Annotated in this window: 12 protein-coding genes; 8 read left to right on the top strand and 4 right to left on the bottom strand. The window is 71.9% G+C overall.

What is annotated here, in order from left to right; all coding sequences use genetic code 11:
- Window positions 1-160 precede the first annotated feature (160 nt).
- Complete coding sequence (locus ACFVYL_RS03940; RefSeq protein ID WP_389712712.1) at window positions 161-883, top strand: VWA domain-containing protein; 723 nt, start codon at window positions 161-163, stop codon at window positions 881-883.
- Window positions 884-908: 25 nt separating this feature from the next.
- On the opposite strand, the gene ACFVYL_RS03935 is transcribed toward ACFVYL_RS03940, so the two are convergent.
- Window positions 909-1,859 (bottom strand): tyrosine-protein phosphatase, encoded by a 951-nt coding sequence (locus ACFVYL_RS03935; protein WP_389712711.1) that lies wholly within the window; start codon window positions 1,857-1,859, stop codon window positions 909-911.
- Window positions 1,860-2,299: 440 nt separating this feature from the next.
- On the opposite strand from ACFVYL_RS03935, the gene ACFVYL_RS03930 reads away from it, so the two are divergent.
- The 3 genes from ACFVYL_RS03930 (at window position 2,300) to ACFVYL_RS03920 (ending at window position 5,408) form a co-directional block, all read left to right on the top strand.
- Window positions 2,300-2,503 carry a cold-shock protein gene (locus ACFVYL_RS03930; protein WP_030362889.1) on the top strand — a complete coding sequence of 68 codons (204 nt, stop codon included), beginning with the start codon at window positions 2,300-2,302 and terminating at the stop codon, window positions 2,501-2,503.
- A 140-nt stretch (window positions 2,504-2,643) separates the two neighbouring features.
- Entirely contained in the window at window positions 2,644-4,317 is a 1,674-nt protein-coding gene (locus ACFVYL_RS03925) for a DEAD/DEAH box helicase (RefSeq protein ID WP_389712710.1), read from the top strand.
- Between the two features lie 197 nt (window positions 4,318-4,514).
- On the top strand, window positions 4,515-5,408 hold the full coding sequence (locus ACFVYL_RS03920) for a pentapeptide repeat-containing protein (RefSeq protein WP_389712709.1): 894 nt from the start codon (window positions 4,515-4,517) through the stop codon (window positions 5,406-5,408).
- Window positions 5,409-5,420: 12 nt separating this feature from the next.
- Here the strand turns inward: ACFVYL_RS03920 and ACFVYL_RS03915 are convergent, their stop codons facing one another.
- Window positions 5,421-6,290, bottom strand: a complete 870-nt coding sequence (locus tag ACFVYL_RS03915) for a hypothetical protein (RefSeq protein ID WP_389712708.1) — start codon at window positions 6,288-6,290, stop codon at window positions 5,421-5,423.
- A gap of 270 nt (window positions 6,291-6,560) precedes the next feature.
- Between ACFVYL_RS03915 and ACFVYL_RS03910 the strand changes: the two genes are divergently transcribed.
- Complete coding sequence (locus ACFVYL_RS03910; RefSeq protein WP_389712707.1) at window positions 6,561-7,358, top strand: S1 family peptidase; 798 nt, start codon at window positions 6,561-6,563, stop codon at window positions 7,356-7,358.
- Window positions 7,359-7,564: 206 nt separating this feature from the next.
- Window positions 7,565-10,675 (top strand): endo-alpha-N-acetylgalactosaminidase family protein, encoded by a 3,111-nt coding sequence (locus tag ACFVYL_RS03905; protein ID WP_389712706.1) that lies wholly within the window; start codon window positions 7,565-7,567, stop codon window positions 10,673-10,675.
- 58 nt (window positions 10,676-10,733) lie between these two features.
- Here ACFVYL_RS03905 and ACFVYL_RS03900 read toward each other — a convergent pair whose 3' ends face one another.
- Entirely contained in the window at window positions 10,734-12,485 is a 1,752-nt protein-coding gene (locus ACFVYL_RS03900; RefSeq protein ID WP_389712705.1) for a beta-galactosidase family protein, read from the bottom strand.
- A gap of 204 nt (window positions 12,486-12,689) precedes the next feature.
- Between ACFVYL_RS03900 and ACFVYL_RS03895 the strand changes: the two genes are divergently transcribed.
- Window positions 12,690-13,598: a helix-turn-helix domain-containing protein gene (locus ACFVYL_RS03895; RefSeq protein WP_389712704.1), complete on the top strand. Its 909-nt coding sequence runs from the start codon at window positions 12,690-12,692 to the stop codon at window positions 13,596-13,598.
- 11 nt (window positions 13,599-13,609) lie between these two features.
- On the top strand, window positions 13,610-14,002 hold the full coding sequence (locus tag ACFVYL_RS03890; protein WP_389712703.1) for a chorismate mutase: 393 nt from the start codon (window positions 13,610-13,612) through the stop codon (window positions 14,000-14,002).
- Between the two features lie 145 nt (window positions 14,003-14,147).
- On the opposite strand, the gene ACFVYL_RS03885 is transcribed toward ACFVYL_RS03890, so the two are convergent.
- A complete protein-coding gene (locus ACFVYL_RS03885; protein WP_389712702.1) occupies window positions 14,148-14,615 on the bottom strand; it encodes a hypothetical protein in 468 nt (155 codons plus the stop codon).
- Window positions 14,616-14,778 lie beyond the last annotated feature (163 nt).

Below are 14,778 nucleotides of genomic sequence, written 5' to 3'. Positions count from 1 at the left end.
TCGGCCGTCCGCGCGCCGTCATGTGACGGGGCGTCATATGGCTGGAGGGCATATGTCTAGCAGTCATATGGGCACGGGAGAAGGGCGTGCGCGCGACGCGTACCCTCGACCGCTGACGGGCCGGCACGGTGGCGGCCCGGCCAACGGAACGGAGCGGCGCATGGAACCTGCCATCAGTCTGCGCAAGGTGGAGGACTCGGCGCCCGCGCTGGTCAGCCTCTACAAGAGCGCCGGGGTCTCGCTGCGCAAGCACGGCCTGGCGGGGGCGCGGGCCGCGGTCTACCTCGTCGTCGACTACTCCGGTTCCATGCGGCCGTACTACAAGGACGGCAGCGTGCAGGCCCTCGCCGACCGCGTGCTCGGCCTCTCCGCGCACCTGGACGACGACGGGAACGTGCCCACCGTCTTCTTCTCCACGGACATCGACGCGGTCACGGACATCGCCCTCGACAACCACCGCGGCCGGATCGACGACATCGTGGCCGGCCTCGGACACATGGGGAAGACCAGCTACCACCTGGCGATGGACGCCGTCATCGACCACTACGTGGACAGCGGCTCCACCGCGCCCGCTCTGGTGATCTTCCAGACCGACGGCGGCCCCATCAACAAGCTCGCCGCCGAGCGCTACCTCTGCAAGGCGGCGAAGCTGCCCCTGTTCTGGCAGTTCATCGGCTTCGGCGACCCGGCGAGCAAGCAGTTCGACTACCTCCGGCGGCTCGACGAACTCGCCGTCCCCGCCAAGCGCCCGGTCGACAACGCGGGCTTCTTCCACGCCGGGAACGACCCCCGGGCGGTGCCGGACGACGTGCTGTACGACCGGCTGGTGGGGGAGTTCCCGGCGTGGCTCGCGGCGGCGCGGTCGGGCGGGATCGTGGCTTAGGGGCTGCCGTCGGGACCGGCCCCGGTCAGCCGACGAGGCTCTCGCGCAGCTTCAGGATCGTGCCCGCGTCGAGCCCGAGCCCCTTGGTCAGATAGCCCTGCAGGCCGCCGTACCGCTTCGCGGCCTCGTCGAGCGCCGTGCCGAGGTAGTCGGTGCGCACCTCCTGCAGCGGGATGATCAGGTCCGGGTTCTGCATGAACCCGCCCTGCTTGAGCGCCTCGCGCAGCCGCGCGTCGTACGCGGCCCGGTAGGTGTTGGACGCCAGATAGTCACCGACCGCGGTCCGGTCCGGCACGCCGACCAGGCGCAGCAGGAGATACGTCGTCCAGCCGGTGCGGTCCTTGCCCGCGGTGCAGTGGTAGAGCAGCGGCGAGCGGCTGTCCGCGATGTCGCGCAGGGTGGCCGCGAACTGCGCGCGGTTGACGGAGTCCGTGACGAAGGTGCGGTAGACCTCCCGCATGAACGCGGCCGCCCTGCCGTTGCCCAGCATCTCCTCCTGCTTGACCGGGTCCTTCGAGCCGATCGCGGTGAGGAGCTGGGTGAACAGGCCGTTGTCGGTGATCGGCCGGGAGACCGGGGACGCCCCGGCGGGCAGCCGGTCCGCGCCGTCGTACTGCACCTCGGCGGCCACCCGGAAGTCGATGACCTTCTTCAGGCCGAGCCCGGCGAGCGTCCCGAGGTCGGCGTCGGTGAGCTTGCCGAGGGCGTCGGCGCGGAAGACCCGGCCGTAGGCGACGCGCTCGCCGTCGTACGTGCGGTAGCCACCCACGTCCCGCACATTGACCGCGCCCTGCAGCGGGATGTGCCGGACGGTGTCGGCCGCGTGGTGGGCGGCCTGGTGGGCGGGGGCGTGCGAGGCGTGCCGGGGCGCCGTGGGCGCGACGGTTTCGGCGGGGGCGGCCCAGGCGGGCAGGGTGCCCAGGGCGAGCGCGGAGATCACGAGTCCGGTCGCGGTACGGGTACGGGAGATGCGCATCGGTCCGCCTTCCCATCGGCAGGGGTGCTCGACCCAACCAAGCGATTGTTTGGCTGGAGGGCGAAGGTAGCGAGGGGCCGGTGAGCGAGGAAGGGGCGTGGGCGAAAGGCTGACGAAAAGTCAAAACTGTAGAGCGCCGTACGGTGGCACGGGGTGCGGGGCATGGGGCGCGGGGTGCGGGGCGAGGTGGGACGGGTGGGGCGCGCGGTTCCGCGGGGTCGAGGGCTTGGGGTTCCGCCGGCCGGGAACAAGGGGTCGCGCGAGCGTGTTAGGGTTATGTGTTGCAGTTTTGGTACCCATGAACTTTATGTGCGCCTGACGGGAATGCTCCGAGGGCGCATAATTGTTTTTCCGGTTCTCTCCGGTATGGGGGTCATTGCAGCGCTGGAGATTCACAATTCGGTGATTCTCCATTCACTGCCCCTGTTGAGGAGATTGACATGGCAACCGGCACCGTTAAGTGGTTTAACTCGGAAAAGGGATTCGGCTTCATCGAGCAGGACGGCGGCGGCCCCGACGTCTTCGCCCACTACTCGAACATCGCGTCCTCGGGCTTCCGTGAGCTCCTCGAGGGCCAGAAGGTCTCCTTCGAGGTGACCCAGGGCCAGAAGGGCCTGCAGGCCGAGAACATCGTTCCTGCCTGATCGCCGCAGCGCGAACCTCAGAGCCGAGGCCCGCACCGGAAGGTGCGGGCCTCGGCTTGCGCTGTCATCGGGCCCGACCGGGCCCAGAGCCGCACCGGCTCAGAGGTCCGGAAGTCCAGCGACCAGGAAGGCACTACTGCATGAACCGCTCCGAACGCCCGGCGCGCCCCGCCCGCAAGCGTCCCGCCGACGCAGCAGGAAAGGGCCGGCCCTACGGCCAGGCGAAGGGCTCCACGCCTTCTTCGCACTCCGCGAAGAAGTCCGGAGGCCGCAAGCCGAAGCCGGTCCAGGGCGGTGAATTCGCGCTGCCCGAGAGCATCACGCCGGCGCTGCCGTCCGTCGAGGCCTTCGCTGATCTGGACATGCCCGAGGCCCTCCTGAAGACGCTGGCCGCCCAGGGCGTCACCGAGCCCTTCCCGATCCAGGCCGCCACCCTCCCGAACTCGCTCGCGGGCCGCGACATCCTCGGCCGCGGGCGCACCGGCTCCGGCAAGACGCTGGCCTTCGGCCTCGCGCTCCTGGCCCGCACGGCCGGGCACCGCGCCGAGCCGAAGTCCCCGCTCGCCATGGTCCTGGTCCCCACGCGCGAGCTGGCCCAGCAGGTGACGGACGCCCTCACGCCGTACGCGACGTCGGTGAACCTCCGCATGGCCACGGTCGTCGGCGGCATGTCGATCACCCGGCAGTCCGGGACGCTGCGCCGCGGCGCCGAGGTCCTGGTCGCCACCCCCGGCCGCCTCAAGGACCTGATCGAGCGCGGCGACTGCGATCTGTCGCAGGTGCGCACGACGGTCCTCGACGAGGCCGACCAGATGGCCGACATGGGCTTCATGCCGCAGGTCACGGCGCTGCTCAAGCAGGTGGCGCAGGGCGGCCAGACGATGCTGTTCTCGGCGACGCTCGACAAGAACATCGACCGTCTCGTACGGATGTTCCTCACGGATCCCGTCGTGCACTCCGTCGACCCGTCCGCGGGCGCGGTCACGACGATGGAGCACCACGTGCTCTACGTCGCCGACGAGACGGACAAGAAGGCCGTCGCGATGCGGATCGCCGCCCGTGAGGGCCGCGTGATCATGTTCCTGGACACCAAGCGCGCGGTGGACCGCTTCACCAAGCGGCTGCTCGCCAACGGTGTACGCGCCTCCGGACTGCACGGCGGACGCTCGCAGCCGCAGCGCAACCGCACCCTCGACCAGTTCAAGACCGGCCAGGTCACCGCGTTGATCGCGACGAACGTGGCGGCGCGCGGCATCCACGTCGACGACCTCGACCTCGTCGTGAACATCGACCCGCCCGCCGACCACAAGGACTACCTCCACCGGGGCGGGCGCACCGCGCGGGCGGGGGAGTCGGGCAGCGTCGTCACCCTCGTGCTTCCCGAGGAGAAGCGCGACATGACGCGGCTGATGTCCGACGCGGAGATCCGTCCGAACACGGCACGCGTCTCGTCCTCCGACGAGGAGCTGACGCGGATCACCGGGGCGCGGGAGCCCTCCGGTGTGCCGGTGGTCATCGAGGTGCCGCAGCCGCAGCAGCAGCAGCCCGCCGCACGGGGTGGCGCGCAGCGGCGCCGGCGTCCTCGTAGCGGCGGAGGCGCCGCCGCCGGTCAGGGCCAGGGCCAGAGTCAAGGTCAGGGGCAGCGCAGGGTTCCCCGTCAGAGCGGCCAGGGCCAGGGCCAGGGCCAGGGTCAGGGCGGCCAGGGTGGCCAGGCCAGGAGCGGTTCCGCCGGGGCCGGTGGCACCGGTGGCGGTCGTGCCCGCCGCGGTCGCGCCGGTGGCGGGGCGCAGGGAGGCCGCCGCTCCGCGGCGTGACGTCGGCGCCGTGCCCGGGCGGGTTTCCCCTGCCCCGCGCCCGACGCCGCTCCCAGCAGTGCCAGTGCCAGTACCAGTTCCGCCCGCAGCCCCTGCCGAGGCTGCGGGCGGAACAATGCAGTGCCGTATCACTTGTAGTGCCGTACCACCTGTAGCGCCGTACCACCTGTAGTGCCCGGCCGGAAGGAGCCCGCCCGATGACACCGGAGCGCGAACCCGTCGCCCTGCCCCTGCTCGACGACGACCGCGCGGCCCTGCGTGCCGACTGCGGCAGCTGCTTCGGGCTGTGCTGTGTGGCCCTCACCTTCGCCAAGTCCTCGGACTTCGCGGTGAACAAGGCCGCGGGCACGCCCTGCACCAACCTGCGGGCGGACTCCCGGTGCGGCATCCACCGCGACCTCCGCGACAAGGGGTACCGGGGCTGCACCGTGTACGACTGCTTCGGAGCGGGGCAGCACGTCTCGCAGAACACCTTCGAGGGGCGTGACTGGCGTCAGGATCCGGCCACCGCGCGTCAGATGTTCGAGGCGTTCCCGGTCATGCGGCAGCTCCACGAGCTGCTCTGGTACGTGACCGAGGCGCTCGCCGTCCCGCAGACCCGGCCGATCCATGCCGACCTGAAGCGCGCGCTCGCCGCGACGGAGCGGCTGACCCGGGGCACCCCGGAGGCCGTCGTCGAGACCGACGTGGCCGCCCACCGTCAGGACGTCAACCAGCTCCTCCTGCGGGCCAGCGAGCTCGTCCGTGCCGAGTACCGCGGCGCGGGGGGCAAGGGCGGCAAGGGCGCCAAGAACGGTAAGGGTGCCAAGAAGAACCGCAGGGGCGCCGACCTCATCGGCGCGCGGCTCAGGGGCGCCGACCTCTCGGGCGCCGACCTGCGCGGCGCCTACCTCATCGGCGCCGACCTGCGCGACGCGGACCTGCGGGGAGCCGACCTGATCGGCGTGGACTTCCGCGACGCGGACCTGCGCGGCGCCGACCTCACCGGCGCGCTCTTTCTCACCCAGTCGCAGGTGAACGCGGCCAGGGGCGACGACCTCACCAAGCTCTCCGACGCCCTCGACCGCCCCGGCCACTGGTCGGCCGCCTGACCCCCACGCCCGCTACGCGTCGCACTCCAGCACCGTCCGGCACAGCGTGCACCGCACCCGCATCCGCCCCCGCGCCGGTACCCGGATCCGCTGGTGGCAGGTCGGGCAGGGGAACGTCACCCGCAGGGTGCCGTGGTCGAGGGAGAAGGAGTAGGAACCGCCCGCCGCGACCGCGCCGCCGTGGTCCAGTGCGTACCGCCGGTCCTTCGCGTACCGCCGCCGCCCCGCCCACCCCGCGGCCGTCAGCGGCGGCTGCTGCTCGTCGCGGCGGGCATGGGCGAGCCCCTTCGTGTACGCCGTGTACGCCTGCGCGCTGGTGAACCAGGTCTCCGGGGCCTCGCCGAACGCCGACGCCCGCTTGGCCAGGACGTATCCGAACTCCTCCGGTGTGAGGTAGCCGAGCTTCTGCGAGGTCGCGCCGTCCTCGCGGTAGGCGTCGAGCAGCAGCCAGCCCGCGCCCAGGTAGGTGGTGGCGGTGTCGGTCAGGATCTCGTTGTCGCGCGTGCCGGGGAACGACAGGCCGAGTCGGTGCAGATAGACGTGCATGACCTCGTGGGCGAGCGCCGCGCCGATGTCCCTGCGGTGGGTGCGGAAGCGGTCGTTCAGCTCGATGAAGTACTCGGGCCCCGCGGCGAGTTCGACGTACGCGGCATGGTCCATCTCGCGGAAGCCGACGATCATCCGGGCGTCGGGGAGGCGCAGATGCCGCACCATCTCGCGGGCCACCCGCTGCACGCCGAGGTACAGGTCGTCCTGATCGTGGAAGGCCACGTCGGCCGGGGCGACGCTGGTCTCGAAGGTGTGGACGGTGTCGTACGAGAGGCGTTTGTAGAGCGCGGTGAGGGCGGCGCGCACGGTCTCCAGATGAGGGTAGCCGTGCACGACTGGACCGCCGCCGACCGTCACGTGCGTACCCCCTGACGTCACTCACCGGGCACTGCAACTCAGCACCACTGTACGGGGGGAGTCGCCTCCGCAACGCTCCCGCGCGACACTCCGTGGCCGGAAACCGCCCCTTGTCCTGAGCGGACACCGATCTCCATAATCCGCAACAACGCTTTGGCGGGCTCATGCCATCCACGCGCAACCTGTGGGGACGGCCGGGGCCCGCCACGCGTGTCCCCCCACGAACCCCCCACGAAGGGAAGCAAGTTGAAGACCACGCTGCGTGGAGTGAAGAGAGCCGCCACCCTCGGTGCGATCGCTCTGGCCGCCGTCAGCCTTCAGCCCGTGGCCGCCTCCGCGGCACCCCACCCGGGCCCCCGGCCGGGTGAGCGCGTCGTCGGCGGAACCCCCGCCGAGCAGGGCGAATTCCCGTTCATGGTCCGTCTTTCGATGGGCTGTGGCGGCGCTCTGTACGCCAAGGACATCGTCCTGACCGCCGCCCACTGCGTGGACGGCTCCGGAGACAACACCGGCATCACCGCCACCGGTGGCGTCGTGGACCTGGAGAGCTCCGACGCGGTCAGCGTGAAGTCCACCAAGGTCCTGCAGGCGCCCGGCTACAACGGCAAGGGCAAGGACTGGGCGCTCATCAAGCTCGCCAAGCCGATCGACCAGCCCACGCTGAAGATAGCCAAGGACACCAAGTACAACGAGGGCGACTTCACCATCGCCGGCTGGGGCGCCGACAAGGAAGGCGGCGACCAGCAGCGCTATCTCCTGAAGGCGACCGTCCCGTTCATCAGCGACGCCGACTGTCAGGCCGCGTACGGCGACGACCTCACCCCTGGTGAGGAGCTCTGCGCGGGCAAGCTCGCCGAGGGTGGCACGGACACCTGCCAGGGCGACTCCGGCGGCCCCATGTTCCGCAAGGACGAGGCCGGCGAGTACGTCCAGGTCGGCATCGTCAGCTGGGGCAACGGCTGCGCGCGGCCGAAGTTCCCCGGTGTCTACACCGAGGTGTCGACCTTCGCGGCCGACATAGAGAAGGCGGCTTCGGAGCTCTGAGGTACTGAGCCGCACTTCGTACGTTCTGGGGCGGGGCGCTCGCAGTCGCAGGCGCCCCGCCCCGGCATGAGGGCACTCCCGTCCAGCTGCCGCGCGGCGCCACCCGACGGTTAGTCCAACACCTGCCCCTCCTTTGTCCATGGGCGCGTTCGCCACCCCCGGCGCATCGTGAGCGGCACGAATTCCGTCCCATGGAGGGGTGCCGCATGCTGCCGTCAGACACGTCCGGACCGAGCCGCAGAGCCGTGGTCGCGACGGGCGCGATCGCCGGAATGGGCGTCGCCCTCGGAGCGGGCGGCAGCGCGTTCGCAGGGCCCGCTCCCGCCCCCGGAAAGCGCGGGGCGGACGAGGCGGTGCTGCGCTCGGCCGACCTGGAGGTGCGCGTCGCCACCGCCTTCCCCTGCGTCGTCTCGTACACGGACCGGGCGAGCGGCGCCGTGCTGCACGGCCGGGCGGACGCGGCCACCACGGTCCTGATCGACGAGGCCGAGCACACGCCCACGGTCACCGCCACGGCGGGCGACACCCGCATCGCGTACCGGCTCGCCTTCGACGGCGGCACCCGCATCGACGTCGAGATCGCGGTCGAGGGACGGCAGGTCCACTGGCGCGTCACGAAGATCGCGGACACCGACGCGCTGCGGGTCGGCACCCTGCGGATCCCCGGCCTCACCCTGCTCTCCGTGCGCAGCGACCAGCCAGGGGCCGCCCTCCTCGCCGCCAAGGTGCAGCTGGACAAGGCCAAGAGCGGCGACACCCTCGTCCGCCTCGCCGCCGACAGCCCCGCCGAGCCGCCCACCGGATGCGCGTACGCCGTCCTGGCGCACGACGGACTCGGCGGCGCGATCGAGACGAACACCGGCTACGACAAGCCCACCAGCGCGGCGGGCACCACCTGGGAGAACGGCCGCCTGTGGCGCGAGACGGTGCGGCCCACCGGGAACGCAGACTACGTAGAGGCCCGGTTGGCGCCGGGACAGTGGACGCACCGCGCCGCGACCGCGCCCGTGCACGCCACCGAACCCCTCCCGTACGCCACCGTCGTCATCACCGGTGACCGCAACGGCGACGGCAAGGTCGACTGGCAGGACGCCGCGATCGCCTTCCGCGACATCATGGTGACCCCGCTCGGCGCCGACGAGACGCACCTGAGGGTCGTCCCGCACATCCCGTTCAACTTCGCCTCGCAGGCCACCAATCCGTTCCTCGCCACCCTCGACAACGTCAAGCGGATCCACCTCGCGACCGACGGCCTGCGCCAGTACACGCTCCTCAAGGGCTATCAGTCCGAGGGCCACGACTCCGCCCACCCCGACTACGCGGACAACTACAACACCCGCGCGGGCGGCCTCGACGACCTCAACACCCTGGTCCACGAGGGCAAGAAGTGGAACAGCGACTTCAGCGTGCACGTCAACGCCACCGAGTCCTACCCCGTCGCCCACGCCTTCTCCGAGAAGCTCGTCGACAAGAACGACGAACAGTGGGACTGGCTCGACCAGAGCTACCGCATCGACCAGCGCCGCGACTTGGTCTCCGGAGACATCGTCGAACGCTTCGCCGCCCTGCGCGCCCAGACCGACCGTGGCCTGAACGCCCTCTACATCGATGTGTTCCGCGAGTCCGGCTGGACCTCCGACCGCCTCCAGCGGGCCCTCCGTGACCAGGGCTGGACCCTCACCACGGAGTGGGGCCACGGCTTCGAACGCTCCGCGATCTGGTCGCACTGGGCCACCGAGACCGACTACGGCGGCGACACCTCGCGCGGCATCAACTCCCGGCTGATCCGCTTCGTCCGCAACCACCAGAAGGACGTCTTCGCCGACAAGTGGCCCACCCTGCTCGGCGTCGCCCGCATGGGCAACTTCGAGGGCTGGGTCGGCAAGACCGACTGGCACGCCTTCTACGACCTCATCTGGACCCACTCGCTGCCCGCCAAGTACCTCCAGGCGTACCCCGTCAAGACGTGGGGCGAGCACGAGATCGCCTTCTTCGGGAAGCCGGGCACGACCGTCTCCGACGCCTCGGGGAAGCGGCGCATCACCACCGACGGACACGTCGTCTACGAAGACGGCCGGTACCTCCTGCCCTGGGAGCCCCGCACGGCACACGATCCCGCCAAGCTGTACCACTACAACCCGGCGGGCGGCGCCAGCACCTGGCAGCTCCCGCGCGCGTGGGCACGGCGCTCCCGCGTGGCGCTGTACCGGCTCACCGACCAGGGACGCATCTTCGAGTCGTACGTCTCCGTAGCGGGCGGAAAAGTCACCCTTGAGGCCGACCCGAAGCAGCCCTACGTCCTCTACCGCGAGCGCGCCGCGGCCCTGCCCGACCCGAAGTGGGGCCAGGGCACGCCCCTGCACGACCCGGGATTCCACTCCGGCTCCCTGAAGGGCTGGAAGGTCAGCGGACCCGCCACCGTGCGGCTCAGCGACCTCGGCGACCACGAGCTGGTCATCGGCGCGGGCGGCGCGGCAGCCGTCGGACAGCGGCTCGCCCGCCTCAAAGCCGGAACGTACGTCGCCTCCGTGCAGGTCGAGGTCGGCGAACAGCCGGGCGAGCGGCGCCGGGCGGCCCTGGAGGTGCGCACCGCCGACGGCGTCACCGCCGTCAACTTCACCGAGACGTCCACGGCGGGCAACTACGTCGCCGCCGACCGCAAGCACGGCACCCGCTTCCAGCGCATGTTCACGTACTTCACCGTCCCCGAGGGCGGCGGCGTCGCCGAGCTGACGCTGCGCGCCGCGGCGGGCCACGCGCGCGTGCGCTTCGACAACGTACGGATCGCCGCCACCGGGCGCCCCGCGAAGCGCCCCCGCGCCACCCTCGTCCACGAGGACTTCGAGCACGTCCCGCAGGGCTGGGGCCCCTTCGTGAAGGGCGACGCGGGCGACGTCACCGACCCGCGCACCCACATCGCCCAGCGCCACGCCCCGTTCACCCAGCGCGGCTGGCACGGCAAGGCGATCGACGACGTCATCGACGGCACCAACTCCCTGAAGTCCCGCGGCGAGAACACCGGCCTCGTGTACCGCACGGTCCCGCACACCGTCCGCTTCGCGCCGGGCAAGCGCTACCGCGTCTCCTTCCGCTACGAGAACGAGAAGGCGGGCCAGTACGCCTGGGTCACCGCGGTCGACGAACCAGCCCCCCGCGAGACCGACCGCAAGGACCTCCCGGCCGCCACCGGACCCACCACGCTCACCTACGAGTTCACCGCCCCCGCCCAGGGCGAGGCGTGGGTCGGCCTGCGCAAGACGGGCGACGACGGCAAGGCGGAGTTCGTGCTCGACGCGTTCGAGGTCCGCGAGGTCTGACCACCCGACGCCGAGCGGGCCCGCGGGTCACCCGCGGGTCCGTTCGACGTCGGCGCCCTCAGGCCAGCGCGACCCGCTCCCCGCCGCGCTCCAGCTCCAGCACCCACACCTCGTTCGCCCCGTCCCGGAGCACCGGCCCCGGCACGTACAGCGCCGTCTGCGGGCCCACCGACCAGTAGCGGCCCAGGTTGAAGCCGTTCACCCACACGAACCCCCGCGTCCAGCCCGGGAGTTCGAGGCGGGCGTCGCCGGGGGAGCAGACCTCGACCGAGCCCCGGTACAGGCCGGGGCGGCCCTCGCCGGGGCCGGTCGCGGGGAGGGAACGCACCGCCGACGGCGCATCGAACGCGTCGAGGCGCAGACCGCGCGCCCGCACCCCGTGCAGGTACTGCCGTTCGTGCAGGACGCCCCCGGTGATGCCCTTGGGCTCGCCCGTACGCGGGCCGTAGTTGACCCTCCCCAGGGACTCCACCCACAGCTCCACGCGCGCGTGCCCGGCGACCGGGGCGACCAGGGTCGGGGTGCCCTCGGTGAGGACACCGGCGCGCTCACCGTCGACGTACACCACCGCCCGGTCCCGAAGACCCCGCACACTCAGTGGGTACGGCTCGCGCGGACCCGGCACCGTGAGGGCGTAGCGCACCAGGCCGCGGTCCACGTCCAGCTCCTCGAACGTGGGCGGCACGGCGTGCTCCGCCTCCGGGGTGCCCAGCGCTTCCAGGACGGTCTCCAGCGAGCACCACTGCGCGAGAGCCGCCGAGGCGGGGGCGCCGAGCGAGGGGAGCGGCGGAGGCGGCTGCGGCAGCGGGCCCGATGCGTACTCCGCGAGGACCTCCCGGAACGCCCAGAACTTGGGCGTGGCCCGGCCGCGTTCGTCGACCGGCGCGTCGTAGTCGTACGACGTGACATCGGGCTGCAGCTCACCGTCGTGCAGCGCACCGCCGCCCCGGTTGGCCCCGGCCCAGCCCGCGAAGTTCGTCCCGCCGTGCGCCATGTACAGGTTCACCGACGCCCCGCACGCCAGGATCTCGCGCAGCGCCTTCGCCGCGTCCCCGGCGTCCCGCGCCACGTGCTCCGCGCCCCAGTGGTCGAACCAGCCGCACCAGAACTCCATGCACATCAACGGGCCCGTCGGCCGGTGCCTGCGCAGCGTGTCGAAGCCCGCCCGCGCCCCCGAGCCGAAGTTGGCCGTCGCCAGGACACCCGGGATCGAACCACCGGTCAGCATGTGGTCCTCCGGCCCGTCCGAGGTGAACAGGGGAACCGTGACGCCCTCGGCGCGCAGCAGGCCCGCCAGGTGGCGCAGGTACACCTGGTCCGAGCCGTAACTGCCGTACTCGTTCTCGACCTGCACCATGATCACCGGGCCGCCGTCGCCCCGCCCGTGCTGACGGGAGACGAGCTGCGGCAGCAGCCGCCGGAACCACCTCTCCACATGGCCCAGGTACTCCTCGTCGCGGGTCCGCACGCGTGCCCCCACCGCGCCCGTCAGCCAGTGCGGCAGACCGCCGTTCTCCCACTCCGCGCAGATGTAGGGGCCCGGCCGCACGATCGCCCACAGGCCCGCGCCGCGCGCCGCGTCCAGGAAACGGCCGAGGGCCCCGACGTCGCGGTACGTGCCCGGGTGCGGCTCGTGCAGGTTCCACGGCACGTACGTCTCCACGCAGTTGAGCCCCATCGCCCGCAGCATCGCAAGCCGGTGACCCCACTGCGCCTCGTGCACCCGGAAGTAGTGCAGCGCGCCGGAGAGCAGCCGTACCGGCCGCCCGTCCAGCTCGAAATCGTCCTCGCCGACCCTGAACCCGTTCATCGTGTCCTCTCGCTCACGTACTGCTCGCCCACGATCACCTCTGGCGGGCAGCAGGGTCCATGGACAAAGATCGGGTCCGGTTGGACGCAGCGAGACGCAGCGAGACGCAGCGAGACGCGGCGCGGCGCGCGACGGCGCGGCACGGCGCGGTCGGAGGCAGTGAGCGGGGTCGGGCCCGGCCCGTACCGGAAGGGACGCACGCGGATGTACCACACGTGGATGCGGTATTTCACCCCGAGCCCGGCCCATCACCGGCTCGGCCTCGCCTGCCTCGGCGTCGGCCTGCAGCACGGCCTCCTGCCGACCGTGGGCCCGCGCACCCTCGACCACCACGTCGCCGTCGTCATCAGCTCGGGCGGCGGCTGGTTCCGCGGCGTCGACGGGCGCAGGACCACCGTCACCGCACCCGCCCTGATCTGGCTCACCCCCGGCGTGCGCCACCACTACGGGCCCGACCCCGACACCGGCTGGGACGAGTGCTTCGTCGACTTCACGGGCCCCGCCACCACCACGTACACCGAACTCGGCTACATCGAACCCACCCGGCCCGTCGTCCCGCTCTCCGACGCCGCGGGCGCCCGCGCCACCGTCGCCCGCATCGCCCGCGCCGCCCGCCGCGGCAACCCCCTCCTGGAGGTCGAGACCGGCGCCGCCGTCCACGAACTCCTCGTCGCGCTGCGCCGCGCCCGCGCCGACATCGCCCCCGACGGCGACCCCGTCCTGCAGGCCCTGGCCCGCGACGCCTTCCAGCCCCTGTCCGTCGCCGAGCACGCCGCACGGCACGGCATGACCCCCGCGGAACTGCGCACCGCCGTGCGGCGCGGCGCCGGCTGCAGCCCCAAGGACTACCTCCTCGGCATCCGCCTCGGCCGCGCCAAGGAACTCCTCGCCGCCACCGAACTGCCCGTCGCCGCCGTCGCCCGCCGCGTCGGCTACGACGACCCCGCGTACTTTTCCCGCCTTTTCACCCGCCGGGTGGGTACGGCCCCCGTCCGCTTCCGCGACCAGCAGGGAAGGGCCGTACCCGGCGGCTGGTCGCACCAGATACCCGACCCGGACCACCCACCTGTTCTGCGCTCTTCCGCCGGTGGCGGCCCCGGAGCGGCAACGTAGGCTCGTGCCCCATGACCACCAGCCACACCAGTGACGAGAACAGCGCGTCCGGGGCCGGCGCCCCGGCCGCGGGCGGCGCCGCCCCGGACGAGGCCGTGCGCACCGAGCTGTCCCGGTTGCGCGACAGCATCGACAACATCGACGCCGCCGTCGTCCACATGCTCGCCGAACGCTTCAAGTGCACGCAGCAGGTCGGCCACCTCAAGGCCCAGCACCATCTGCCGCCCGCCGATCCGACCCGCGAATCCCGCCAGATCGCCCGCCTGCGCGAGCTCGCCGAGAGCGCCAAGCTCGACCCGGCCTTCGCGGAGAAGCTGCTCAACTTCATCATCGCGGAGGTCATCCGCCACCACGAGAGCATCGCGGACAGCAGCCTGACCGGCGGCGACGCCCCCAAGGCGTAACGCCGCCCGGGCGCGATCCGGCGAAGGCCCCGTCAGCCGTGCGCCGACGGGGTCCTCAGCCGCCGTTGCCGGACGGGCGTCCGGGTGCCGGGCGTCCGGGTGCCGGGCGCCGGGGTCGGCCGTGACGGGTCTCGCCGTCGATCACTCAGCCGTTGCTCAGACCCATGTCGCTCAGCTTGCTCAGACCCATGTCGCTCAGCGTCATGTCGCTCAGGCGCACGCCGCCGAGGTCCATACCGCCCAGGTGCAGGCCGCCCAGGCCCGGCGCCAGGCTGCCGCCCGCGGTCTTCCCGAGGCCGGACATGGCCCCCGGCTGCTTCACGGTCTCCTTGGCGGGATCCGCCAGGGAGACCTTCCCGGACTGCACGCACTGGTCGTGGACCGCGGCGAGGTTCAGGCCGTCGACCTTGACGAGCTGAGCCGTGTTGATCTGCTCGACGATCTTCTGCACGCTCGCGCAGACGGTCTCCAGGATCTTGGCTTCTGAAACCGTGGGAGCCGTGGGAGCCGTGGGCGGGGGCGGCTCCGCGGCGACGGCGGGACCCGCCACCGCGAGCGACCCGAGAGCGGCGGCGGCCAGACCGATGCAGGCCAGGGTGGTACGTGTACGCATGGTTCTCCCTTGAACAAAGCGGTTCCGTCAGTTCTCCCACTCCATTCACCGACCCCGCACGCCGGGCCGCACGCGGGGCGCCCCCATTCAGCGGGTCACCCCACCACTCCCGGCGTACCGGCGTGGCGGCACGGTCCGCCGGGCACAACTCCTACGCCTCTCC

Origin of the sequence: Streptomyces sp. NPDC058308, from assembly GCF_042880275.1 — a bacterium.
GTDB lineage: Bacteria > Actinomycetota > Actinomycetes > Streptomycetales > Streptomycetaceae > Streptomyces.
This window is presented reverse-complemented; position numbering and strand designations above follow the sequence as displayed.

Bases quoted from the DNA above. Each gene is read 5' to 3' on its own strand.
- ACFVYL_RS03895 (WP_389712704.1), top strand. From the start codon at position 12,690: ATGTACCACACGTGGATGCGGTATTTCACCCCGAGCCCGGCCCATCAC.
- ACFVYL_RS03905 (WP_389712706.1), top strand. From the start codon at position 7,565: ATGCTGCCGTCAGACACGTCCGGACCGAGCCGCAGAGCCGTGGTCGCG.
- ACFVYL_RS03900 (WP_389712705.1), bottom strand. From the start codon at position 12,485: ATGAACGGGTTCAGGGTCGGCGAGGACGATTTCGAGCTGGACGGGCGG.
- ACFVYL_RS03925 (WP_389712710.1), top strand. From the start codon at position 2,644: ATGAACCGCTCCGAACGCCCGGCGCGCCCCGCCCGCAAGCGTCCCGCC.
- ACFVYL_RS03920 (WP_389712709.1), top strand. From the start codon at position 4,515: ATGACACCGGAGCGCGAACCCGTCGCCCTGCCCCTGCTCGACGACGAC.
- ACFVYL_RS03890 (WP_389712703.1), top strand. From the start codon at position 13,610: ATGACCACCAGCCACACCAGTGACGAGAACAGCGCGTCCGGGGCCGGC.
- ACFVYL_RS03935 (WP_389712711.1), bottom strand. From the start codon at position 1,859: ATGCGCATCTCCCGTACCCGTACCGCGACCGGACTCGTGATCTCCGCG.
- ACFVYL_RS03930 (WP_030362889.1), top strand. From the start codon at position 2,300: ATGGCAACCGGCACCGTTAAGTGGTTTAACTCGGAAAAGGGATTCGGC.
- ACFVYL_RS03940 (WP_389712712.1), top strand. From the start codon at position 161: ATGGAACCTGCCATCAGTCTGCGCAAGGTGGAGGACTCGGCGCCCGCG.
- ACFVYL_RS03885 (WP_389712702.1), bottom strand. From the start codon at position 14,615: ATGCGTACACGTACCACCCTGGCCTGCATCGGTCTGGCCGCCGCCGCT.